25 protein-coding genes, 1 tRNA gene and 3 pseudogenes are annotated in these 22,182 nt (G+C 36.6%); 16 read left to right on the top strand and 13 right to left on the bottom strand.

The features are described 5' to 3' along the window. Positions 1 to 23: 23 nt before the first annotated feature. From QWZ06_RS19150 to QWZ06_RS19100, 11 genes and pseudogenes are all read left to right on the top strand, one after another. On the top strand, positions 24 to 299 hold the full coding sequence (locus QWZ06_RS19150) for a DUF4134 domain-containing protein (RefSeq protein ID WP_435384128.1): 276 nt from the start codon (positions 24 to 26) through the stop codon (positions 297 to 299). A 10-nt stretch (positions 300 to 309) separates the two neighbouring features. Then, positions 310 to 642, top strand: a complete 333-nt coding sequence (locus tag QWZ06_RS19145; RefSeq protein ID WP_290300489.1) for a DUF4133 domain-containing protein — start codon at positions 310 to 312, stop codon at positions 640 to 642. Further along, positions 639 to 3,148: pseudogene (locus tag QWZ06_RS19140) on the top strand (TraG family conjugative transposon ATPase). Before QWZ06_RS19145 ends, QWZ06_RS19140 begins: the two are co-directional and overlap by 4 nt. A gap of 21 nt (positions 3,149 to 3,169) precedes the next feature. Beyond that, positions 3,170 to 3,801, top strand: a pseudogene (locus QWZ06_RS19135) (DUF4141 domain-containing protein). A gap of 1 nt (position 3,802) precedes the next feature. Continuing rightward, a pseudogene (gene traJ / locus QWZ06_RS19130) lies at positions 3,803 to 4,794 on the top strand (conjugative transposon protein TraJ). Positions 4,795 to 4,806: 12 nt separating this feature from the next. Then, positions 4,807 to 5,430: a conjugative transposon protein TraK gene (traK, locus tag QWZ06_RS19125; protein ID WP_290300487.1), complete on the top strand. Its 624-nt coding sequence runs from the start codon at positions 4,807 to 4,809 to the stop codon at positions 5,428 to 5,430. A gap of 11 nt (positions 5,431 to 5,441) precedes the next feature. Then, positions 5,442 to 5,711: a hypothetical protein gene (locus tag QWZ06_RS19120; RefSeq protein ID WP_290300486.1), complete on the top strand. Its 270-nt coding sequence runs from the start codon at positions 5,442 to 5,444 to the stop codon at positions 5,709 to 5,711. Positions 5,712 to 5,714: 3 nt separating this feature from the next. After that, on the top strand, positions 5,715 to 7,013 hold the full coding sequence (traM, locus tag QWZ06_RS19115; protein WP_290300485.1) for a conjugative transposon protein TraM: 1,299 nt from the start codon (positions 5,715 to 5,717) through the stop codon (positions 7,011 to 7,013). A 15-nt stretch (positions 7,014 to 7,028) separates the two neighbouring features. Continuing rightward, on the top strand, positions 7,029 to 7,931 hold the full coding sequence (traN, locus tag QWZ06_RS19110; RefSeq protein ID WP_290300482.1) for a conjugative transposon protein TraN: 903 nt from the start codon (positions 7,029 to 7,031) through the stop codon (positions 7,929 to 7,931). Between the two features lies 1 nt (position 7,932). Beyond that, positions 7,933 to 8,493 carry a conjugal transfer protein TraO gene (locus QWZ06_RS19105; protein ID WP_290300479.1) on the top strand — a complete coding sequence of 187 codons (561 nt, stop codon included), beginning with the start codon at positions 7,933 to 7,935 and terminating at the stop codon, positions 8,491 to 8,493. A gap of 10 nt (positions 8,494 to 8,503) precedes the next feature. After that, positions 8,504 to 8,956 (top strand): DUF3872 domain-containing protein, encoded by a 453-nt coding sequence (locus QWZ06_RS19100; protein WP_290300477.1) that lies wholly within the window; start codon positions 8,504 to 8,506, stop codon positions 8,954 to 8,956. 188 nt (positions 8,957 to 9,144) lie between these two features. On the opposite strand, the gene QWZ06_RS19095 is transcribed toward QWZ06_RS19100, so the two are convergent. From QWZ06_RS19095 to QWZ06_RS19085, 3 genes are read right to left on the bottom strand one after another with little or no spacing between them, the layout of a single operon-like run. Further along, a complete protein-coding gene (locus tag QWZ06_RS19095; protein WP_290300476.1) occupies positions 9,145 to 9,588 on the bottom strand; it encodes a JAB domain-containing protein in 444 nt (147 codons plus the stop codon). 57 nt (positions 9,589 to 9,645) lie between these two features. Then, positions 9,646 to 10,719, bottom strand: a complete 1,074-nt coding sequence (locus tag QWZ06_RS19090; protein WP_290300473.1) for a DUF932 domain-containing protein — start codon at positions 10,717 to 10,719, stop codon at positions 9,646 to 9,648. Positions 10,720 to 10,757: 38 nt separating this feature from the next. Continuing rightward, positions 10,758 to 11,168: a single-stranded DNA-binding protein gene (locus tag QWZ06_RS19085; protein WP_290300472.1), complete on the bottom strand. Its 411-nt coding sequence runs from the start codon at positions 11,166 to 11,168 to the stop codon at positions 10,758 to 10,760. A 311-nt stretch (positions 11,169 to 11,479) separates the two neighbouring features. Here QWZ06_RS19085 and QWZ06_RS19080 point away from each other — a divergent pair, with 311 nt between their 5' ends. The 3 genes from QWZ06_RS19080 (at position 11,480) to QWZ06_RS19070 (ending at position 14,956) form a co-directional block, all read left to right on the top strand. Next, positions 11,480 to 12,664 (top strand): PDDEXK nuclease domain-containing protein, encoded by a 1,185-nt coding sequence (locus tag QWZ06_RS19080; protein ID WP_290300470.1) that lies wholly within the window; start codon positions 11,480 to 11,482, stop codon positions 12,662 to 12,664. A 537-nt stretch (positions 12,665 to 13,201) separates the two neighbouring features. After that, positions 13,202 to 13,363: a hypothetical protein gene (locus tag QWZ06_RS19075; RefSeq protein WP_290300469.1), complete on the top strand. Its 162-nt coding sequence runs from the start codon at positions 13,202 to 13,204 to the stop codon at positions 13,361 to 13,363. Between the two features lie 18 nt (positions 13,364 to 13,381). After that, a complete protein-coding gene (locus QWZ06_RS19070; RefSeq protein WP_290301385.1) occupies positions 13,382 to 14,956 on the top strand; it encodes a recombinase family protein in 1,575 nt (524 codons plus the stop codon). Here QWZ06_RS19070 and QWZ06_RS19065 read toward each other — a convergent pair. Together QWZ06_RS19065 and QWZ06_RS19060 are read right to left on the bottom strand one after the other, a co-directional pair. Beyond that, positions 14,910 to 14,989: transfer RNA gene (locus QWZ06_RS19065), tRNA-Leu, on the bottom strand. The genes QWZ06_RS19070 and QWZ06_RS19065 overlap by 47 nt on opposite strands. 93 nt (positions 14,990 to 15,082) lie before the next feature. Further along, positions 15,083 to 15,850 (bottom strand): MBL fold metallo-hydrolase, encoded by a 768-nt coding sequence (locus QWZ06_RS19060; protein ID WP_290300467.1) that lies wholly within the window; start codon positions 15,848 to 15,850, stop codon positions 15,083 to 15,085. Positions 15,851 to 15,904: 54 nt separating this feature from the next. On the opposite strand from QWZ06_RS19060, the gene QWZ06_RS19055 reads away from it, so the two are divergent. Next, positions 15,905 to 17,332 (top strand): TonB-dependent receptor, encoded by a 1,428-nt coding sequence (locus tag QWZ06_RS19055; protein ID WP_290300465.1) that lies wholly within the window; start codon positions 15,905 to 15,907, stop codon positions 17,330 to 17,332. Between the two features lie 11 nt (positions 17,333 to 17,343). Continuing rightward, positions 17,344 to 17,793 (top strand): GAF domain-containing protein, encoded by a 450-nt coding sequence (locus QWZ06_RS19050; RefSeq protein WP_290300463.1) that lies wholly within the window; start codon positions 17,344 to 17,346, stop codon positions 17,791 to 17,793. Between the two features lie 59 nt (positions 17,794 to 17,852). On the opposite strand, the gene QWZ06_RS19045 is transcribed toward QWZ06_RS19050, so the two are convergent. The 8 genes from QWZ06_RS19045 to QWZ06_RS19015 form a co-directional block, all read right to left on the bottom strand. After that, entirely contained in the window at positions 17,853 to 18,320 is a 468-nt protein-coding gene (locus QWZ06_RS19045) for a cupin domain-containing protein (protein WP_290300461.1), read from the bottom strand. 214 nt (positions 18,321 to 18,534) lie between these two features. Next, complete coding sequence (locus QWZ06_RS19040) at positions 18,535 to 19,272, bottom strand: ABC transporter substrate-binding protein (protein ID WP_290300459.1); 738 nt, start codon at positions 19,270 to 19,272, stop codon at positions 18,535 to 18,537. A gap of 422 nt (positions 19,273 to 19,694) precedes the next feature. Next, positions 19,695 to 21,017 carry a magnesium transporter gene (gene mgtE / locus QWZ06_RS19035; protein WP_290300457.1) on the bottom strand — a complete coding sequence of 441 codons (1,323 nt, stop codon included), beginning with the start codon at positions 21,015 to 21,017 and terminating at the stop codon, positions 19,695 to 19,697. Positions 21,018 to 21,179: 162 nt separating this feature from the next. Beyond that, positions 21,180 to 21,341 (bottom strand): hypothetical protein, encoded by a 162-nt coding sequence (locus QWZ06_RS19030; protein WP_164466613.1) that lies wholly within the window; start codon positions 21,339 to 21,341, stop codon positions 21,180 to 21,182. A 20-nt stretch (positions 21,342 to 21,361) separates the two neighbouring features. Beyond that, positions 21,362 to 21,517 (bottom strand): bacteriocin-like protein, encoded by a 156-nt coding sequence (locus QWZ06_RS19025; RefSeq protein WP_164466614.1) that lies wholly within the window; start codon positions 21,515 to 21,517, stop codon positions 21,362 to 21,364. A gap of 27 nt (positions 21,518 to 21,544) precedes the next feature. Continuing rightward, on the bottom strand, positions 21,545 to 21,688 hold the full coding sequence (locus QWZ06_RS19020; RefSeq protein WP_164466615.1) for a bacteriocin-like protein: 144 nt from the start codon (positions 21,686 to 21,688) through the stop codon (positions 21,545 to 21,547). 141 nt (positions 21,689 to 21,829) lie between these two features. Further along, entirely contained in the window at positions 21,830 to 21,976 is a 147-nt protein-coding gene (locus QWZ06_RS28240; protein WP_435384127.1) for a bacteriocin-like protein, read from the bottom strand. Between the two features lie 36 nt (positions 21,977 to 22,012). Beyond that, entirely contained in the window at positions 22,013 to 22,153 is a 141-nt protein-coding gene (locus tag QWZ06_RS19015) for a bacteriocin-like protein (RefSeq protein ID WP_290300452.1), read from the bottom strand. Between the last annotated feature and the right edge of the window lie 29 nt (positions 22,154 to 22,182).

The following is a 22,182-nucleotide window of genomic DNA, read 5'->3' as shown; positions in this document are numbered from 1 at the left end:
AAAACAGAGAAAAAAACTGATCTATGCAATACTGGCAATTTTGGTTGCTCCGTATGCTTTCACAAGGCAATGGCAGTGCCGGGATCAACGAGGCTACGCAGATGGTCACTTCTTATTTTGAACCCGCTACCCAATTAATTTACGCCATAGGTGCAGTCGTCGGACTCATTGGAGGTGTTAAAGTTTACAATAAGTTCAGCAGTGGTGATCCTGACACCAGTAAGACGGCTGCCAGCTGGTTCGGAGCATGTATCTTCTTAATTGTTGCCGCAACAATCCTTCGTTCCTTCTTCCTTTAAAATGATGATTATGAATAGTTATCATATCAATAAAGGAATAGGAAGGACGGTAGAATTTAAGGGACTTAAAGCGCAATACCTTTTTATTTTTTCAGGCGGTTTGTTAGGAATACTCGTATCCTTAATGATCATGTATATGGCGGGAGTTAATACGTACCTGTGTTTAATTCTCGGAGGTGTAAGCAGTGGACTTCTTATATGGCAAACCTTTACACTGAATGGAAAATACGGTGAGCATGGCCTGATGAAATTAGGCGCACGCAAGAAGCATCCAAAATACATCATCAGTCGAAAGAGTATTTACAGGTATTTGAAAACTAACCTTAAAAGAACAGACGTATGAGAAATTCTTCCAAAACAGCCACTTTGGAAAGTAAATTTCCATTGCTGGCTATCGAAAATGATTGTATCATTTCAAAGGACGCTGATGTTACGGTTTGTTTTAAAGTACAACTTCCAGAACTGTTTACCGTTGCTTCCGCTGAGTACGAAGCGATGCATTCTGCCTGGTTCAAGGCGATTAAAACACTGCCTGATTTTACGGTCGTCCATAAACAGGACTGGTTCATTAAAGAAAACTACAATCCTGATCTTTCGAAAGAAGATCAGAGTTTTTTATCAAAATCATTTGAAAAGCATTTCAATGAGCGACCATTTTTAAATCATTATTGCTATCTCTTTATAACAAAAACCAGTAAGGAGAGAATGCGGATGCAGAGTAACTTTTCATCATTATGTAAGGGTAAACTGATTCCCAAAGAGATCAAGGACAAAGAAGTCATGAGTCGTTTCTCGAAGCTGTGGATCAGCTGGAGCGGATAATGAATGACAGTGGCTATATCCATCTGGAAAGGATGACAGAAGATGAAATATCCGGAACTTCCGAAAGGTCAGGATTACTGGAACAATATCTGACTCTATCCCGTGAAACCCATCCATCATTGCAGGATATTAAGCTCGGATCTGAAGAAATGCGAATTGGTAACAATCGTATTACTATGCACACCTTATCGGATACAGAAGATCTGCCCGGCACTGTTTCATCGCACAGCTGTTATGAGAAGTTAAGCACCGACCGCAGTGACTGTCTTCTATCATTTGCTTCTCCCGTGGGACTTCTGCTCAGTTGCAATCACATTTATAACCAGTATCTGTTCATCGACAACAGTGACGAGAATTTGAGTAAGTTTGAAAAATCTGCAAGAAACATGCATTCTCTGGCAAGATATAGCAGAGCTAATCAGATCAATAAGGAATGGATTGAAAAGTATTTGAATGAAGCACATTCTTTCGGGTTACAATCTATCCGCGCTCATTTTAATATAATGTCATGGTCTGACAATCCTACTGAGCTCAAGCAGTTAAAGAATGATACGGGAAGCGCTTTGGCTTTAATGGAATGTAAACCCCATCATAATACGACAGATACAGCTACCTTATATTGGGCAGGAATTCCGGGCAATGCCGCAGATTTTCCAAGTGAAGAAAGCTTCTACACATTCATCGAACCTGCTGTATGTTTTTTCACCGGGGAAACCAACTATCAGGATTCACCTTCACCTTTTGGGATCAAAATGGCTGACCGTCTGACAGGAAAACCGATTCATCTGGATATTTCAGATCTGCCGATGAAGCAGGGGATTATCACCAATAGAAATAAGTTTATTCTTGGACCTTCCGGAAGTGGTAAATCCTTCTTTACGAACCATATGGTACGACAGTATTATGAGCAGGGAGCGCATGTCCTTCTTGTAGATACCGGAAATTCCTATCAGGGATTATGTGAACTCATTAAAGGAAAGACAAAGGGTGAGGATGGGGTATATTTTACTTACACCGAAGACAATCCCATTGCTTTCAATCCATTTTACACCGATGACGGAATCTTTGACATCGAAAAAAGGGAGAGTATCAAAACCTTGATTCTGACACTTTGGAAAAGAGATGATGAACCACCGACCCGTTCAGAGGAAGTGGCCCTGTCTAATGCCGTCAGTGGATACATTGAAAAGATTAAATCCAATGACCAGCATCCTTCTTTTAATGGATTCTATGAATACGTCAAAGATGACTATCAGAAAGTACTGGAGCAAAAGAAAGTCAGAGAAAAAGACTTTGATATTGCCAACTTTCTCAATGTGCTGGAACCTTATTACAGAGGAGGTGAATATGACTATCTGCTCAATTCAGACAAACAGCTGGACTTGTTATCCAAGCGTTTCATTGTCTTCGAAATCGATGCCATTAAAGATCATAAAATTCTGTTTCCTATTGTGACCATTATCATAATGGAAGTCTTCATCAATAAGATGCGAAGGCTCAAAGGAATCAGAAAACTGATACTCATCGAAGAAGCCTGGAAAGCCATTGCCAAAGAAGGTATGGCAGAGTACATCAAATACCTTTTCAAGACGGTAAGAAAATTTTTCGGAGAAGCCATTGTGGTGACTCAGGAAGTCGATGATATTATCCAGTCACCAATTGTTAAGGAAAGTATCATCAACAATTCGGATTGTAAGATTCTTCTTGACCAAAGGAAGTACATGAATAAGTTTGATGATATCCAGGCGATGCTGGGATTGACTGACAAAGAAAAATCTCAGGTTCTTTCTATCAATATGAACAATGACCCCCGAAGGCTTTACAAAGAAGTCTGGATTGGATTAGGAGGAACTCACTCTGCGGTCTATGCAACCGAAGTATCTACAGAAGAATATCTGGCCTATACTACAGAAGAAACGGAAAAGATGGAAGTGATGAATCTTGCATCGGAACTTGACGGCAATGTGGAACATGCCATCAAGCGGATTTCTCTCAAGAGAATCAAATCGAATACGAAAGACAATTAAATCATTTAAAATTTTACAACAATGAAAAATTTATTCATCAAAACGATGATGGTGGCATTCTTCGCTACCATCACCTATACAAAAGCACAATTTGTAGTGACCGATCCAGCAAATCTGGCATCCGGAATTTTAAACTCAGCCAATGAAATTGTACAGACTTCATCGACGGTATCCAATGTCGTAAAAAATTTCAATGAAGTTAAAAAGGTTTATGAGCAGGGCAAAGAATATTATGACCAGCTGAAAGCTATCAATAACCTGGTAAAAGATGCCAGAAAAGTACAGCAGACTGTTCTTTTGGTGGGCGATGTTTCGGAGATGTATGTAAACAATTTCGGTAAAATGCTGAATGACCCAACTTCAATGCGCAGGAATTAGCTTCCATTGCCAATGGTTATTCGGCACTTCTTACTGAGAGTACGGAGCTATTGAAAGAGCTGAAGGAGATCATCACTTCTAACGGGCTTTCTCTGAATGATAAAGAAAGGATGGATGTAGTTGACCGGGTATATAAAGAGGTCAAAGCGTATCATAATCTGGTAAGATACTATACCAATAAGAATATTTCGGTCAGTTATCTGAGAGCCAAAAAACAGAACAATACCCAAAGGGTATTAGATCTTTACGGAACCTCCAATCAAAAATACTGGTAAGATGGAACCAAGCAACTTACACGAAGTCCTGCGTTCCGTTTACGAAGAAATGATGCCGATGTGTGCTGATATGGCTGCTGTGGCAAAAGGAGTTGCCGGTCTAGGAGCCTTGTTCTATGTGGCATTAAAAGTCTGGCAGTCATTGAGCCGTGCGGAGCCTATTGATTTGTTTCCCATGCTGAGACCTTTTGTCATAGGTATTTGCATTATGTTTTTCTCGACATTGGTGTTAGGAAGTCTGAATGGTGTGATGAGTCCTATTGTTCAGGGAAGTCATTCAATGCTGGAAAATCAGATATTGGATATGAATGATTTGCAGCAAAAGAAAGATCTTTTGGAACGGGAAGCGATGCTAAGGAATCCGGAGATGGCTTATCTTATTTCAAACGAAGAATTTGACAAAAAGCTGGAGGAGCTCGGATGGTCACCATCGGATTTGGTCACGATGTCCGGAATGTATATTGAAAGAGAAATGTTTGCCATCAAGAAAGATATCAGAGATGGTTTCCGCGAGTTTCTTGAAATATTGTTCAATCGGCAGCCTTAGTTATTGATACCATCAGAACCTTCTTCCTGATAGTCCTTTCAATCTTGGGACCAATAGCATTTGCGATTTCCGTCTGGGATGGATTTCAGACTACTTTAAGTCAATGGCTGACAAGATATATCAGTGTTTACCTATGGCTGCCTGTTGCTGATATTTTCAGTGCCATTCTTGCCAAGATACAAACTTTGATCTTAGAGCGGGATATCGAAATGCTCGCAGATCCAACCTTCATTCCTGATACCTCAAATACCGTTTACATCATCTATATGGTAATTGGAATTATAGGATATTTTACGGTACCAACGGTGACTGGTTGGGTCATTCAGGCAGGAGGAGCAGGCAATTTCATGCGCAATGTAAACCAGACTGCCACGAAATCAGGCAATGTTGCGGGAGCAGCGGTAGGTTCTGCGACGGGTAATATTTCAGGAAGATTATTAAAATAAAAATGTAGTGGTATGGAATTTAAAACATTAAGAAATATTGAAAGCAGCTTCAGACAAATCCGTCTTTTCACGTTCATTTTTGCTTTGTTGTGTTTTGGAGTAGTAGGGGTCGTGGTATTCAAATCCTATCAATTCGCTGAAGAGCAACGTGAGAAAATCTATGTGCTGGACAATGGTAAATCTTTAATGGTTGCCCTTTCTCAGGAGATGTCGATTAACAGACCTGTTGAAGCAAGAGAGCATGTGAGACGATTTCATGAATTGTTCTTCACGATAGCACCTGATAAGAATGCTATTGAAAGTAATGTGAAAAGAGCCTTTAATCTGGCAGATCAATCAGCATTCAATTACTACAAAGACCTTCAGGAGAAAGGCTATTATAATAGAATCATTTCAGGTAATATTCAGCAAAGGGTTGAGGTTGACAGTGTTGTTGCCAATTTCAATAACTATCCCTATGGCGTAAAGACTTATGCCAGACAATTTATTATCCGATCCAGTAATCTTACCATCAGGAATTTAGTAACAGACTGTTCCTTGGTTAATTCAGTAAGGTCTGATAGTAATCCGCAGGGATTTACGATTGAAAAATTCAATGTGATTGAAAATAGAGATGTTGAAACCGTTGAACGCTAAAAATGTCGGTAATGAAAAAGTTAAGAGATAAAATTGAACGCCATGTTTTAAAGGCAGAAAATCATTGGAAAGCGCTTTCTGTGGAAAAACAAAAATTGCTGACTAAGCTTTTCTTTGGCAGTTATTGTTTGCTGACCGTCATCGTCCTGATCCATGTAGCTGTGTCAACGGGTCAAAAAAGCAACACCATATCTATCGATCACATTGATGGCATTTCTAAGAAAAAGATAGAAAAAGCTTCAGAACAGAACGATCTTGTAGGATCACCCATTAAAAAATAGCTTATGAAAGATTCAGAGAAAATTAAATTGACCGAAAATGATTTCTCACAAAATTCCAACGGAGTGAGTGACCCTCCCAAAGCGCAGTGGGAAAGACTGAAGAAGCCTATCATCTATTTTTTGATGGCTGCCGTATGTGCGTCATGCTTTTACCTCATTTTTAAACCAAAAGCCAACAATACTAATATTGAAGAGAGCGGTTTTAATGCTGCCATTCCGCAGGCAAAAGAAGGACAGTTGCAGTCTGATAAGCAAAAGGCTTATGAGCAGCAGTTGTTAGAGCAAAAGAACGAAGAGAAAAGAAATGCTGTAACCTCCTTATCCGATTATTGGAATGACCAAAGCGATTCAAATTCTAATAATAATCCATCAAGTGTAGCGGCTAGAACAAGTATTCTTCAGCAATCAGATCAGAATGCTCTGAACAGCTATCGCAATTCCCAACAAACCTTGAGTTCATTTTATGGTCGGGATGATCAGGAAGTCAATAATTTGAGGAAAGAAATTTCAAGATTGAAGAATGAAGCGATGCAAAATAATGCTGTTCCTGCTGGCTTAGGAATAAATGATCAGCTAGAACTGATGGAAAAATCATATCAGATGGCAGCTAAGTACCTTCCAACGACTTCAAAACAGGAAGATCGGGCACCAAAAGAAAAGGTGGAAATACCAACTGAAAAGAAGATTAAATTGACTTCAGCAAAACCAGCACATCCCACTATCGTTTCTTCATTGTACAGAGAGCCATCCGATAGTGCCTTTATTGCAGGTTTAAATCAGAATAGATTTTATGACAGTCAAAATGATGCAGAGAAATTAGTTCAAGCAAAAAACGCAATAAGAGGCGTGGTCAATGAAACTAAGACTTTGGTAAACGAAAGTACAGTATCCATTAGGATTTCAGAAGCGATGCAAGTCGGACGAACCGAAATCCCAGCAGGGAGTTTGCTAATTGCGGTAAGTAAATTTCAGGGAGGGCGGCTTCAGTTAAAAATATCTTCCATTCAATATAAAGCTAATGTCTATCCTGTAGAAATCAATGTTCATGACAATGATGGACAATTGGGTTTATATGTTCCTTATTCACCGGAACAAGATGCGGTAAGCGATATTGTAGCTAATATGAGCCAGACTTCCGGTACCAATATTATGATGACCCAATCAGCAGGACAACAGATTGCCGCTGATCTTAGCAGAGGAGTCGTACAGGGATTGTCAGGCTATTTTCAAAAAAGAGTCAGACAATTGAAAGTCACTGTAAAAGCGGGGCATCAGGTATTACTCTTACCCAAAAATAACTAATCAAAAAATTAAAAAATGAATACACAAAAGAGCCATTATATTCTCATTATGCTATTACTTCTGTTGGCAAGCAAGATATTTGGTCAGGATTCTGTGACAACTTATATTTCCTTGGAACAGGCAAAATTGGAACCTTTCAAAATGCAGGTCACCTACAGTAAAACGAGCCACGTGATTTTTCCATCACCTATACGATATGTTGATCTGGGGAGTGAACTGGTAGTTGCCAATAAGGCAGAGCCTATCGGAAATGTTCTCCGAATTAAATCGGCTGTGAGAGATTTTGAAGAGGAAACCAATTTTTCGGTCATTACTGAAGATGGAAAATTTTACAATTTTGATGTGTCTTACAGTTCTTATCCGGAAATACTCAACTATGATTTAGTAAAACTTCAAAGGGGTATTGAACGGCAATATACTACTGATGTATTGTTTGAGGACCTTAAAGGAAGCTCCACCACTCTGACAGAGCTTATTATGGAAAATCTCTACAAGAAAAGCAACAGAACCACTAAACATATTGTTTCAAAAAGTTATGGAATTGAGTTTTCGGTCAGGGCACTCCATATTAATGAAAGCAAATTTTATTTCACATTGCAGATTGAGAATCAAAGTAATGTGGCATATAGTATTGAATGGGTCAACTTTAAAATTGTTGACAAGAAGAATTTAAAACGAACGGTTGTTCAGGATAAGGTATTAGAAAAGGTTCGTACCTATTTCCCGCAAATGACAGCAGCTGATCATTCAAACATAAAAGGGGTTTATCTGCTGGATCAGTTTACTCTTTTAAAAGATCAGGTGTTGGAAATTGAAATTCTGGAGAAAAGCGGCGGAAGACATCAGAAAGTACAGCTTAAAAATTCAGATCTGATTCGTGCAAAATTGATAAAGAGTTTAACCATAAAAACAAAGTAAGATGAACAAAATTTTTTTAGCAGTCATCTTAACGATTGCATTGAACAGCAAAACATTTGCTCAACAAATGATTCCTGGACAGACAGGTGTTGAATTTTCTTATTCAGTGTTTCCAAAATCTCCTGAAAATCAAAATTATGCGCTAAGTGCGGGGTTTGTTTCTTACCTAAGGAATGGTAATTACTTTTTTGGAATGGCAGAATATAGCATAAAGTATTATGAATACACCAACTATAATATTCCGATAGATACTTTCCTGCTGGGCGGTGGTTACAGTTTTTATGTATGGGGAGACTTCACACGCACAGTTAATCTTAATCTTGGAATCGGATGTCTTGCAGGTTACGAACAGGTTAATAGGGGCAATGAATTGCTATATGACGGTTCATTGTTAACAGCAACAGATAATTTTATTTATGGAGCAAATGGTAAGCTATCCATTGAGAGTTATCTGACGGATCACTTGGTTTTTCTGGTCAATGGACAACTGCGGTTTTTGAAAAATAGTCAAATGGCTCAGTTTTACTCCCTAGTGGGAGTTGGAATAAGATATAATTTTTAAAATATTTACAATGAAAAATATAGTTAATAATAAAATAGGAATGCTATTTAAACTTTTCATCATGGTAGTTATGGTGGGGTTACATGTACAATCATGTGAAAAAGATGATTTAGAAATTCAACAGAATTTTCCTTTTGAGGTAGAGGTGATGCCTGTTCAGAAGTACGTTTCTAAAGGTGAAACTGTAGAAATCAGATGTCGTATTATTCCAAATGGAAATTATACAGGAACTATTTATTCTATACGATATTTTCAGTCCGAAGGGCAGGGAAGTCTTCGTTTATTTAACGATCCATCCTTTGTTCCTAATGATTTCTATCCGTTAACTGAAAAGGAATTCAGGTTGTACTACACTTCTGAATCTACAGTTTCCCAAAGTTTTGATATTTGGATAGCAGATAATGCGGGTAATAGACAGAAAGTTAATTTTCAGTTAAACCCTCAAAGTACAGGAACTTTATAAAAAAAATCATCATTTAAAATCCAGGCTATTTCGTCAGAAATAGCCTTTTTTTGTAATCTAAGTTTATATAGATAAACTAACATTTGCGAAAAGACGTTTCTGACCCAAGGAAGGAATTGTCTTTTCGCCGAATTTTAAATAAGCGACAATTCTCGATTGTCGCTTATTTAAGTATTAATAATCCCTATTTAAATATGACCCTCATCGGCAAATGACATATAATCTGTTGAGGTTAAAATGCAATGATCTAATAACTTAATATTTAAAAATTCTGATGCGTATTTCAAATTTTGAGTAATTTTTAGATCTTCTTCTGACGGTTTTAAATTTCCAGATGGGTGGTTATGTGCTACTATTAAAGATGATGCATTACATAATAATGCTGTTTGCATGATTATCCGAACATCAACTATAGTTGAGGAAATTCCAGATTCAGAAATTTTTCTAATCCCTAGAACCTTATTATTCTGATTTAGATATAGGGCAAAGAAAGACTCTCGGTAATCAATTTCATCAGAATCAAAATGTTGACGAAAAACATCGATGGCATCTCGTGAATTACTGACTAATTTTTCAGAATTACCTTTTCTAGTATAACTTAATTTTATTTCGTTAACAATATTGAATTTCATTTGGCTTGCTCCTGTACGGCGGAGACTTCGGTTTACCGTACATTGATAATTCGTATTTCAATTCATTATTAAAGTATCTGCCCCATGGTAAGCAAACTTTTCGCAAAGTTCAAATGCTTTTTGGGATTTCATTTGTGCAGTACCACCAAAAATAATGGACTGTAATTTGGCTTCGTCGTCTTTGTAGGTTTTTACATTCTGATAGAAGCCTGTCACTGCATTGTAAGCCCCAAATAAAGTCCCTTTTGTTGTTTCCATTTGTTGGGTATCACTTATCATTGCGTAGGCAAAAGCTTCATCGACGGTGTTTTTGAAAACGGTTGATAATTCATCAAAATTTCCTTTTTGCAGATGAGTTAAAGTTTCTTTATTTGGACAGAGTGCCAACTGAATTAATTTTTTCATTTCTGCGTCACCAATTGTAATCTTTGCCCAATGATTAAAAGTCTTTTCTAATTGATCACTTAACGTGTTGGCTAATCCCATCACTTTGTGAGCATCGTCCAACCGTTGCTTTGCTCCTGCTGTATGTTTTATTCTTACAACATTACTCATGTTTTTAAGAGAAGCATACAAGGTATTTTGGCAAACGATGCGCACGGGGGTAAATGCGGCGGTAATGCTTCCGCTCCCGTCATGGGAAGTAGTAAGGAAAATATGTTTTTCTGTAATATCGTCACCGTTTCCAACACGGATATAATCGGGAAGTTTTGCGGTAATAAAAATTCGTTCACCATTTCCTAAAGCTCCTGCAGTTTCGTACGAAATGCCTGCTCCACCGCCTACTATATCATCGAAAAAAGAAAAGGCTTCACGATTTTGTACAATATGATAATCTTTTCCGACTACTCCCAAAACCATGTTATTATCTGTACGGATATTGGCGAAATAGTTTGAAATCTCCAATTCTGAATTATTCATTACGAGTCCGTCCAGAGTTTCGATAATGCCTGTGGCTTTTGTAAATAACGGTGATTTTTCCACCTCGTAATCAAGCCCTGCAAATCTTATGGCTTCTTCGCTTGTTGGATAATCTTCTACTATTTGTCCCAGGTTATGCCATGCTTTTTCCTTTACACTGAAAAATGAATATTTCCCTGTTCTGTTGTTGAAATTTAAATTATGTGCCATGATGTTGAGATTTTAAATGTTTATAAATTGTATTTGATTTAAAAAGGTAGGTCATCATCCGTATAACTTTCGTCAGATTTAGATTTCTCAGTTTCTTTTTGACCTTTTTTACTGAATGATTTAGAATCATTTTCGTTTTTTTTAGTACTGTTATGAATTTTAATTTGCGAAGTATGAAAATTTAGACCTGCGTGAGGTTCACCATCTCTTCCTATCCATGCCGATGTATAAGCTCTTCCGCTTAATTCGACTAATATTCCTTTATTTAAGATTTCAGCGACTTTTGTTGAAATCCAATAGGCACATTCAAAATAAGTTGTCTGTTCGATTCGTTCGCCTTGTTTATTGCGATAGTTGTCATTCGTAGCAATTGAAAAATTAACTACTTGTTTTTTGTTTGACAGGGTGCGCACTTCCGCATCTCTGGTCAGTCTTCCAATAATGTTCATAACTGTTTTTTTAAGATTGTACATGTTGTTTTGTTTTCAATCTCTTATCCGTCCTTTCTCTGAAAGCCTTTTCAGGCTTCGTTTAATATTTTTCAAAAGAAAAACCGGAAAAAAGAAAGCAGATATGAAGTGTTGACAAAGAAAAATGACCAAAAGGAAACGGAATAATTGGAGGGTACCTTTAGGGAGCAAACCGTTTATGCCGTAGTCTTTTGGTGGGAAAAGCGCTGGCTGGCAACAATACCTTAGCTGCCTTTTTACCGGTTTATTATGAAAAAATGATCTGATTCATCACATTGAAATCTTATTTAATGCACAGTACAACTTGTGAGAAGTATGGATGCATTCTTTGGTTGAAATCGTTTTGGATTACGCCAATGACAGCCAATGACAGCCAATCCCGGCAACTTTCTTTTAATACTGCTAATCAGCTTTATATCGCACAAAATGTTAGTGCTGTGGAGCCCAGAGATAATTTTAATTTTTTAGATATGAGTCAATTACCATCCAATCTTTTTATTTCAATAAAGCAGTTAATCGAAAACGCTAAACGCAGTATTGTTCGAAATATCAATACCGCTATAGTATTGACTTACTTTGAAATAGGTAAGGTGATCATTGAGAATGAACAGGACGGAAAGGATAGAGCAGAGTATGCAAAAGAAACCTTGAAAAATCTAAGTCAACAATTGACAAAAGAATTCGGCAGAGGTTACTCAGTAGATAATTTGCAGTGGATGAGAAAGTTTTATTTAACGTATCAAAATAGAATTTCTGAAAAATACGAAACAGTGTCTCGTAATTCTTTTTTTTCATTATCATGGTCTCACTACATTCAATTAATGAAGATTGAAAACTCAGATGAGAGAAATTTTTATGAAATAGAGGCGAGTCAGAATAACTGGAGTGTTAGAGAGCTTACAAGACAGTTTAATTCAGCTATATATGAAAGGTTAGCATTAAGCAGGAATGAGGAAGAAGTGAAGAAGTTAGCTCAGAAAGGACAGATCATAGAAAAGCCGACCGATGTTCTAAAAAGTCACTATGTTTTGGAATTCTTAGATCTAAAAAAAGATAATCGCTATTCCGAAAGTGATTTGGAAACTGGGATCATCAATAAATTAGAGCATTTTATGCTGGAGTTAGGAAAAGGCTTTCTCTTTGAAGGGCGGCAACGCAGATTTACATTCGAAGGCGACAGTTTCTTTGTGGATTTAGTGTTTTACAATCGTTTATTGAAGTGTTTCGTGCTTTTTGATTTAAAAATTGGAAAGCTGAGCCACCAGGATATTGGGCAAATGCAGATGTATGTCAATTATTACGACAGAAAAGTAAAGCTGGAAGAAGAGAATCCTACTATCGGAATTATTCTCTGCAAGGAAGAAAACAAAACAGTCATCGAGTTTACACTTCCAGAAAACAACAATACAATATTTGCAAAAGAGTATAAGGCTATCCTTCCAAGTAAGGAGGAAATTAAAAAGCAAATCGGATAATCGAGTTCATAAGCCCTTGGATTCAATTTAGGCTAAAAAGTATTTTATATGGCTTGTACAGAAAAAACGGTATTACTGTTTTTTTAATATTTTTTTGCTACTTGGCAATTAAGGTGTCATTATTAAGAAATGATGTATCGCTTAATATAGTTTCATAGTCCCTGCCTCCAAAATTTTACAAAGTAAAATTAGATTTTATACCTTATAATTTTAACATTCAACTGATTATTTGTATTTTAGTTGCATCTAAGAAAGATGAATTTCTTCGCAACCATTCTTGTTGCCACTTTAAAAATAATAAACAAAATTGTAAATTCTGTTGCTAATGCTCACTTACAGGAGAGAGCCTTTGCTAGTGCATTTGTGTAGAACAATGCTTTGAGAGGCTGTATCTTTTGAGTAAACGTTAAAAGTGCGAGATAAACTATAATTTTTCTTTTAAGATCAATTTGCACTTCTAAGCCAAGTGTTGCAAGTAAATGCCTCAACTCATTATGATTGATTATGCCGAATATTTTTATTCAAAAGATATCGGTCATGGAAAGGAAACTTGAAGTTAAAAATATAAGCATTGATGATATTATCAAAATATTTAAAGAAGAGGAGAGAGTTGAGCTAACAATTGCGGAAGCGGAACAGATTGTAGAATTTCTAAAAATGCTATCAACAATCGTATTAAAGCGTTTTTTGGATGAATAATATTTTAATACTGTAGAAATGAAAAGAGCCGATTTATATATCCGTGTGTCAACTGATGAGCAGGCAGATAAGGGCTATTCGCAAAGAGATCAGGAGGAGCGATTAAAGCGTTACTGTGAAAACAATAATATTAAAGTAGGCCAAATAATCTATGAAGATTATTCTGCCAAGACTTTTAATAGGCCAGAGTGGATCAAACTACTGGATACGCTAAAGAAAAAAAGCTCAAAAACCAACGTGCTGCTCTTTACAAAATGGGATCGCTTCAGCAGGAACGCTGGCGATGCCTATCAGATGATTAATATACTTAGGAAAATTAACGTTGAACCGCAGGCCATTGAGCAGCCTCTAGATCTTTCAATTCCTGAAAATAAAATGATGCTGGCCATATATCTTGCTGCGCCAGAAGTTGAAAATGACAGGCGCGCTTTGAATACTTATTATGGAATGCGCCGTGCAAAAAAAGAAGGCAGATTAATGGGAAGGGCACCTTACGGCTATGTTAATAGAATTACGGAGAATGGAAAAAAGTATGTAATTCAACAGGAACCGGAAGCTTCTAATATGAAATGGGCATTTAATGAAATGTCCAAAGGCGTGTATTCAGCGAGCCAGATAATGGACATGATGAACAGAAAAAATGGAAAGCCAGTTAAGATAAGTGCCTTTCTTGCAAGTTTACGCAATACCGCATATTGCGGGAAAATTTACGTGGAACAATTAAATGAAGAGGAGGCTCATTTTGTTAAGAGTATTCATGAACCTTTGATCAGTGAAGAACTATTCGAAAAAGTTCAATGTATAATGGATGGAAATGTGAATCCAGCCAGACCTAATGTAAAAGTACTGTCTGATGATAATTTGCCATTAAGAGGTTTCCTTGTGTGTCCAGAATGTGGTCATTTGATTACAGGCAGTGCCTCTACGGGACGTTCCGGAAATAAATATTATTACTATCATTGCCAGTCCCCGTGTTCATACCGTTACAAAGCTGAGATTATTAATTCTAAATTTTTAGAGATATTGCAATCATTAGAAATGCGCGCATCTATAAAAAATTATTTGAAAAAGGTGTTGAGGCAAAATTTTGAAAAATTAATCAATAATCCCCAAAGAGAAAGGAAAGCAATTCTATTAGAAATAGATCGTTTAAACAGCAGATTGAAACAGGCAAGAAATAAACTGATGGAGGAGGTAATTGATGATGAAGATTATCTTGAAATTAAGACCGACTGTAAAGGACAAATTGAAAAGCTTGAATCTAAATTAACTAAAGGAAAAGATAATAAGAAAATAGATTTTCAAAAACTACTAGACCAAGCATTATCGAACCTGGTAGACCTTGCGAAAGTCTATAATGACGGGGATATCGACGTAAAACGTAAAATCATTGGTTCGATATTCCCTGAAAAACTGCAATTTTTTAAAAATCATTATCGAACCACTCAAGCCAATGTTTTAGTCTCTTACATATATCAGATAAACAATGAGTTAGGAACCAAAAAAAACCGGAAAGAAAGTGAATTATCACCTCTTTCCGGTCTTGTACCCAGGACCGGGATCGAACCGGTACTCCTAAGAACTGGTGTTTGAGACCAGCGCGTCTACCAATTCCGCCACCTGGGCTTGATGTTTACTCCAAACGTGTTGTTTGTTTCAAATTGGTGTGCAAATATAGGAACTTTTTTCAATGTTCAAAAGCTTTTTGTAAAAAAAGTTTTAAAAATTTATCTCCAAACCATCGTAGGCAAGGTGCATTCCGGGTGGAAGTAGTTTATCTTCAATATCATGCACACCCAAATGATGGCTGATGTGAGTTAAAAATAATTTTTTAGGTTTTAGCTCTTCAAACAGTTTGATCACATCAGGAAGGATAAAATGAGCCGGATGCGGATCAAATTTCCTGATACAGTTTAAAATGAGAACATCCAGATTCTTTAATTTTTCTTTTTCCGTTTCAGAAATAAACCCTGCATCTGTAATATAGGCAAGGTTTTTAAACTTATAACCAAAGACACTAATTTTAAAGTGAATGACTTCAATAGGAGTTACCTCCGTATCCAAAACCTGGAACGGTTTATTTTCGATTTCGTGAAGTTCAAAAGCCGGAGCACCAGGATATCTTACATCTGCAAAAGCGTAAGGAAAGCGGTTTTTAATCTCACGGGCTACCCTTGAATAGCAGTAAAGAGGAACATCCTTTCCACTTTTAAAAATAAGTGGCCGCATATCATCAAGACCGATCACATGATCATTATGTTCATGGGTAATCAGTGCAAGATCTACAGTATGTTCGTGGTTCGTAAGCATTTGCTGCCTGAAATCCGGGCCGCAATCGATGAGTATCTTTTTATTTTCATCCGTAGTGACCATTACAGATGAACGTAAACGTTTATCTTTCGGATTTTCGGAAATACACACCTCGCAGGTGCAGCCTATAACGGGCACACCCTGGGAAGTACCGGTTCCTAAAAATTTCAACTTCATTTTGTTTTGAGGTTGGTTTAATTTTGGTAAATTTACAAAAAATTTAATGTCCTAATGTATCAGAAACTAACTCCTAAACAAAAAGCATTAACAATTAATCTAGATCCTACTATTTATGGTACTTTCGCAGAAATTGGAGCAGGGCAGGAGACTGTTCGTCACTTTTTTAGAGCAGGGGGAGCTTCCGGTACGATTGCTAAGGCGATGTCTGCTTACGACAAAGATTTTAGTGATGCTATCTACGGAAAAGAAGTAAAAAACAGGTATGTTACCCAGAATAGACTTCGCAAAATGCTTCGCTATGAAGTCGCTTTGATCGAAGAGAGAATTTCGAGGGATAACAATCCGGACAGAAAATTCTTTTCCTATGCCAATACAGTAACCACCATCAACTTCGACAAAACCGTAAAAGGCCACGGCTGGGTGGGAATTCGTTTTCAAACTAAAGAAAATGAGGATTACAACGAAATCGTAATCCACGTGAAATTCAAAGAAAATGACGCTACCTTACAACAGGAAACCCTAGGGAATCTTGGAGTGAATCTTATTTTCGGAGCTTTTAATTACTTTGATAATCCAAGAACCTTAGTAGAGTCTTTATACGACGATATTGCAAAAGACAACCTGGAGATTGATATGATCGATTTCAGTGGGCCTGCTTTTTCTTATGTTGATAACAGATTGATGTCTCTTCAGTTAGTGAAAAACGGAATGACTGATGCGGTTATCTTCAATTCTCAGGGAAACAATATGCTTCCGGCAGATGTACTGTACAAGAAAAACATCTTTGCGGTAAGAGGAAGTTTCAGACCTGTAACGAAGGTAAACATAGATATGCTTCAGAATGGAATGGATATGTTCTTTAAAGATGCAATCTGTACCCATGAAGAAACAGAAGTCCTTATTGAGATTACTATTTCTAACCTTAGAGCAGATGGGGATATTGATGAAAGAGACTTTCTGGATCGGGTAGATATTTTGGGCAAATTAGGATATACCGTTATTATTTCAAACTTCTCAGAATACTATAGACTGATCGATTATTTCGCATCTTATACAAGTGGAGATATCGGAGTTGCCATGGGAGTAAACAACCTATTGATGGTATTTGACGAAAAATACTATAAGAATCTTTCGGGGGGAATTCTTGAAGCCTTCGGTAAATTTTTCCGAAACGGGATGAGAGTGTACCTTTATCCTTATAAAGATCCTGAAACACACCAGTTGTTGGATTCTACCAATCTTAAAGTAGAAGAAAACCTGAAGGAATTGTATAAATATTTCATGCGTAACAACCGTATTGTAGATATTACAAATTACAATCCTGAGTTTTTGGAAATTTATTCCAGAGAAATTTTAAGAAAAATAGCATGTTGCGTTAAAGGATGGGAAACCCAGGTACCTGAAGGCGTAGCAGAAATGATTAAAGAACGTGGAATGTTCGGGTATAAAGAAGAACTTCCTTTAAAACAATTCTCTTAAAAATTAATATAATGTCAGAATTAAAGAAAAGACTTTCCTCTATTCTTGAAAGTCCAAAACATAATACAGAAGAGAAGCTTGAAAAGGTTTGTCACCTGTTAGATCAAGAGATCTCTTATTTTAACTGGACAGGTTTCTACTTTAAAAATGGAGATAAAGATGAACTGATCTTAGGCCCATATGTAGGAGCTCCAACAGATCATACCATTATTCCTTACGGAAAAGGAATCTGCGGGCAGGTAGCTGTTTCCAATGAAACATTTGTAGTACCTGATGTACATGAAGAAAGCAACTATTTAAGCTGTTCAATTGATACTAAAGCTGAAATAGTAGTTCCAATCTTTAAAGACGGGAAAAATATCGGTCAGATTGATATTGATTCTCATACTGTTGATCCTTTTACAGTTGAAGATAGAGAATTATTGGAATGGCTTTGTAATGAAGTTTCCAAAATTTTGTAATCAAATTCAATAAAAATATAATAAAAACTCCGGTTCGTCTGACCGGAGTTTTTATGTTTTTATGGGTTGTTGGTAGTGATAACAAACATAATTAGAGGTTCGTTGTCCGTATTTTCAATAGAATGATATCCAATGGAACTGATGGCTGTAATATCTCCTTTTTGAAGAGTCTTTTTACGGATGATTCCTTCTGTTCCGGTTCTTTCACGATATTCACCTGTTCCATGCACTACGACGTATAATTCTTCTTCGTTTCTTTCGTGATGAGTATGAAACCCTGATTCATCACCTTTGTTCAATAAAACCATATAAGCGGCCAGACGATTATTAGCAAGTTCCGACTGATCGAACATTTGTATCATGTGTACTGTTCCATTTCCGCCATACATATTTTCACGTTTATCAATGCGTGTGAAGCTTCGCTCGCTCTTTCCAAATGGCATTACATAAAGATGGATGTATTTCGAAACTTCTTGTATAACGTGGTCAAATTCTGCTCCTTCAGACAATATAACTGTTCCGGACATATGTTGTAAATATTAATTCAGATCAAGGTACCAAAAATCAGAGAATACGACAAGCAGCAATTTTCATGACAGATTTTTTCTATCACAAGGGTAAACGTCTTATGCTTAGGTTATAATAAAAAGAAAATCATAGATTTTCAAAAACTTAAGTGTATTTTCAGCCAGTTGGCGCTTAAAAAGAACTTAAGTGTTAAAAGCTTTTGTAGTTAAACAATCAAAGCTGCATAGAATGTACTTCAGAAATAAGTTTTTTAAAGTAATGCTCACATTTTGCAATATGGGTTCCATACCATGAGAATGCTTCACCATCTACAATCATCATCTTTTTCTCAGGATAAAAAGCCCGCAGTTCTTCAATATGCTTTTCTTTAAAGGGGAATGGCTCAGAAGAGAGCATGATCACATCCGCTTTCTCCAGCTCTTCAGTAGTAATTTCCGGATATCGGGTTTTATCTTTAAATATGTTTTCAAAACCAATTTCCGCCATTATTTTATGGATAAATGTATCAGAACCAATGGTCATGTAAGGATTTTTCCAGATCAGATAAGCTGCTTTTACAGGAGTATCAAGCTTAGCCTGATTAAGAACTTCGTAGATCTTAAGATTGAAAAGTTGAGCTTTTTCTTCCTTTCCCAAAAGCTTTCCCAGGTTTTTAAGCAAGTAATAGTTGTCTTCAATAGTTTCTACGTTGGTTACTATAACCTTGAAGTCATCCATTAAAGCTTCTACCTGTTCTTTGATATTTTCCTCTTTATTGGCAAGGATAATATCCGGCTGTAGCGCCTTAATTTTTTCAATATTGATATTCTTTGTTCCTCCAATAACAGGAACATTTTTTATCTTTTCTTCGGGATGGATACAGAATTTTGTTCGCCCGATAACTTCATTTTCCGTAAGGCCTAAATCAAATAATGCCTCTGTGATGGATGGTACTAGAGAGATCACTTTCATCTCTTAAAGATAAGAAAATATATAAATTTGAGATGATAATTGTGGTTAATCTGTAATATTACTATTTTTCATTTGTGTATTAATGAATTTTCACTGATTCGTTATTTATATTAATTAATTTGTTATTTTGGATTCATGAAAATAGCGATGCCTGAAAAGCTTATAGAGTAGGGGATAACCAAAAGGAATTTTAAACATGAAAAATTTAAAAAGTATTGAAAGAAAAGAGTTGAAAAAAATTAGCGGTGGAGAAATAATTCCACCAAAGGGAGAATGTACAATGTTTTGTGAATTACAGGAACTAATGTACCATGTAGATTTATGAGTATATTCTGTCCTCAACCTTAGACAATAATCATTAGCTCTTCATAATCCTGAATAGGGTTATGGAGAGTTTATTCAATATATAGATTATGTAAATTCTAGAGCAGTCTTCCTGTAAGGAATAAACCGGCTACCGTAAAATAGATGATTAATCCTGTAACATCCACTAATGTTGCTACAAATGGAGCAGAAGAGGTTGCAGGGTCAAGATTTAACTTCTTTAGGACAAATGGAATCATAGAACCAGATAAAGTTCCCCACAGCACAATAGCAATCAGGGAAACAGAAACACTTAATCCTACGTATGCCCAATATTGACCGTAATCAAAAAGACCAATTTTCTGCCAAAGCATAATTCTGATAAACCCAATCACTCCCAGAATAGCACCCAGGCACAAACCGGAGATGATCTCTTTTTTCATGACATACCACCAGTCTTTCAGGCTAATCTCCTGAAGAGCCATTGCACGGATAATCAATGTAGCAGCCTGAGATCCTGAGTTTCCACCACTAGAAATAATTAATGGAACAAATAAGGCAAGAACAACAGCTTTTTCAATTTCTTTATCAAAATATCCCATTGCTGAAGCAGTCAGCATCTCGGAAACAAATAGAATGATCAGCCAGGTTGCTCTTTTTTTGATCATTTCTGTCCATGATGTTTGGATATAAGGAAGGTCTAATGCTTCCAACCCCCCAAATTTCTGAATATCTTCGGTATTCTGTTGTTCAATTTGGTCAAGGATATCATCAATTGTCACAATTCCAACCAGAACACCTGCTTCGGTAATAATGGGAAGAGCACCACGGTCATATTTTTCGAAATAGGTTACCGCATCTTCTTTGGAAGTAGTGGTGGTAATCGCTACAAAATGATTATCTGTCATATCAGAAACCAGAGTATCCTCCTCTTCCAATAATAAAGTTCCGATGGCAAGGTCATCAATCAGGCGATTTCTTTCATCAACTACATACAGGTAATTCATGGTTTCCACCTTTCTACCTACCTTCTTAATCTGCTGAAGGCATCTTTTTACTGTCCATTCCTTACGGATCTGGATATAATAAGGCGTCATCAGACGGGCAATAGAATCGGAGTTGTAGCCTAATAGCTTCAAGGCGATCCTTCTTTCCTGTGGGTTAAGGTGATTGATAGAATACTTGATCAGCTCATCGGGAAAGTCCTCAAAAAGGGCAGTTCTGTCATCAGGAGTCATTGCATTCAAAATCTCGGAAACCTCGTCGCTTCCGATACTTCTGATCGTATCTTCCTGAAAGTCTGGATCAAGATGAGAGAAAACCTCTGCTTTGTACTCTTTAGGAACTTTCAAAAATGCGAGCAGCCGCTCGTCAGCTGGAAGTTCGCTGAGAGTTTCGGCAATGTCGGCAGGATTGAAGATAAGTTCGTCTCTAGAATTCAAAACGTAAAATTTTTAGGATATGCAAAAATAATTCAAATTTTTAAGACTAAGCAATAAACTGGGAAATTTAAGGATTTATTAAAGTCTGAAATCCGAAAAAGGCATTAAAAAACACCCACCGAAGCGGATGTTAAAAATTAAATTTAAAATTCCAATATTCTTTTAATTGGGTTCACATTCTGAAGTAGGAATGTAGGTACAAACAGCATTGGTACAGCATTGGTATGGCCCGCAATCTGAATTGTCACCACACTTTTTTATTCCGCTTCCTTTAATGTTTTTTTGCTCAAGCCTATTTAGTTTCTTAAGGGTAAAGTTTTTCATGACCAAGAATAAATTTAGGATTAAGGTTCTATCGGACAATCATGATCAATGCATTCTCCGTTACAGCAATATCCAACGGAGCAAGGTCTCTTTTCGCTGCATCTGAAAAGTCCTATGCCACCATTAATTTCTTTGGCAGCTTGTCTACTGAGCTTTTTAAGGTTTGAATTTTTCATGAGAACAAATTTTTTTAAGTTTCAAAATTATTCTTCAAAACAGATATATTCCATACAAACACCTTTACAGCACATTCCGAAAATACATTGTGAATGTTCTGTGCATTTTGTAAGACCTGCTCCCTTGATTTGTTTTGCAGTTTCTCTGCTGATCTTCTTTAGATTTTTCATAGTTTTTAGATTTAATTGTTATACTAAAATAATAAATATTTTCTAATTATTCATTTGGTGGTGAAAATATTTTATTGAAAATAAATGACTGATTTTTATTGTTTTAGTTAATAAAAAACACCTGAAAACAGGCGCGGAATTTTATTCCAATGGACAAGGACGGGTAACACATGTATTTCGGCAGCACGATCCTCCAGGACATTCAAAGTGCTCGATGCATCGTTTGATAATCCCACTACCTTTAATTTCTTTTTGTTCTTGCCTGCTAATTTTCTTTAAATTTTTCATGTGATTTGATTTTGAATAGTTAATAATGATTTATTTTTACTCCATACAAATAAATGGTGAACAAATACCATTGCAACACCATCCTGCAGCACATGGACTGAATTCATTGCATCTTTCAGTAGACCCGCCATTAATTTGACTGGCCTTTTCTCTGCTAATTTTCTTTAGATTTTTCATATAATTTAGATTTTATTGTCAGACTAAAG

It is taken from the genome of Chryseobacterium tructae, from assembly GCF_030409875.1.
GTDB lineage: Bacteria > Bacteroidota > Bacteroidia > Flavobacteriales > Weeksellaceae > Chryseobacterium > Chryseobacterium tructae.
The sequence above is the reverse complement of the archived record's forward strand: the minus strand, read 5'-3'. Positions and strand labels throughout refer to the sequence as shown.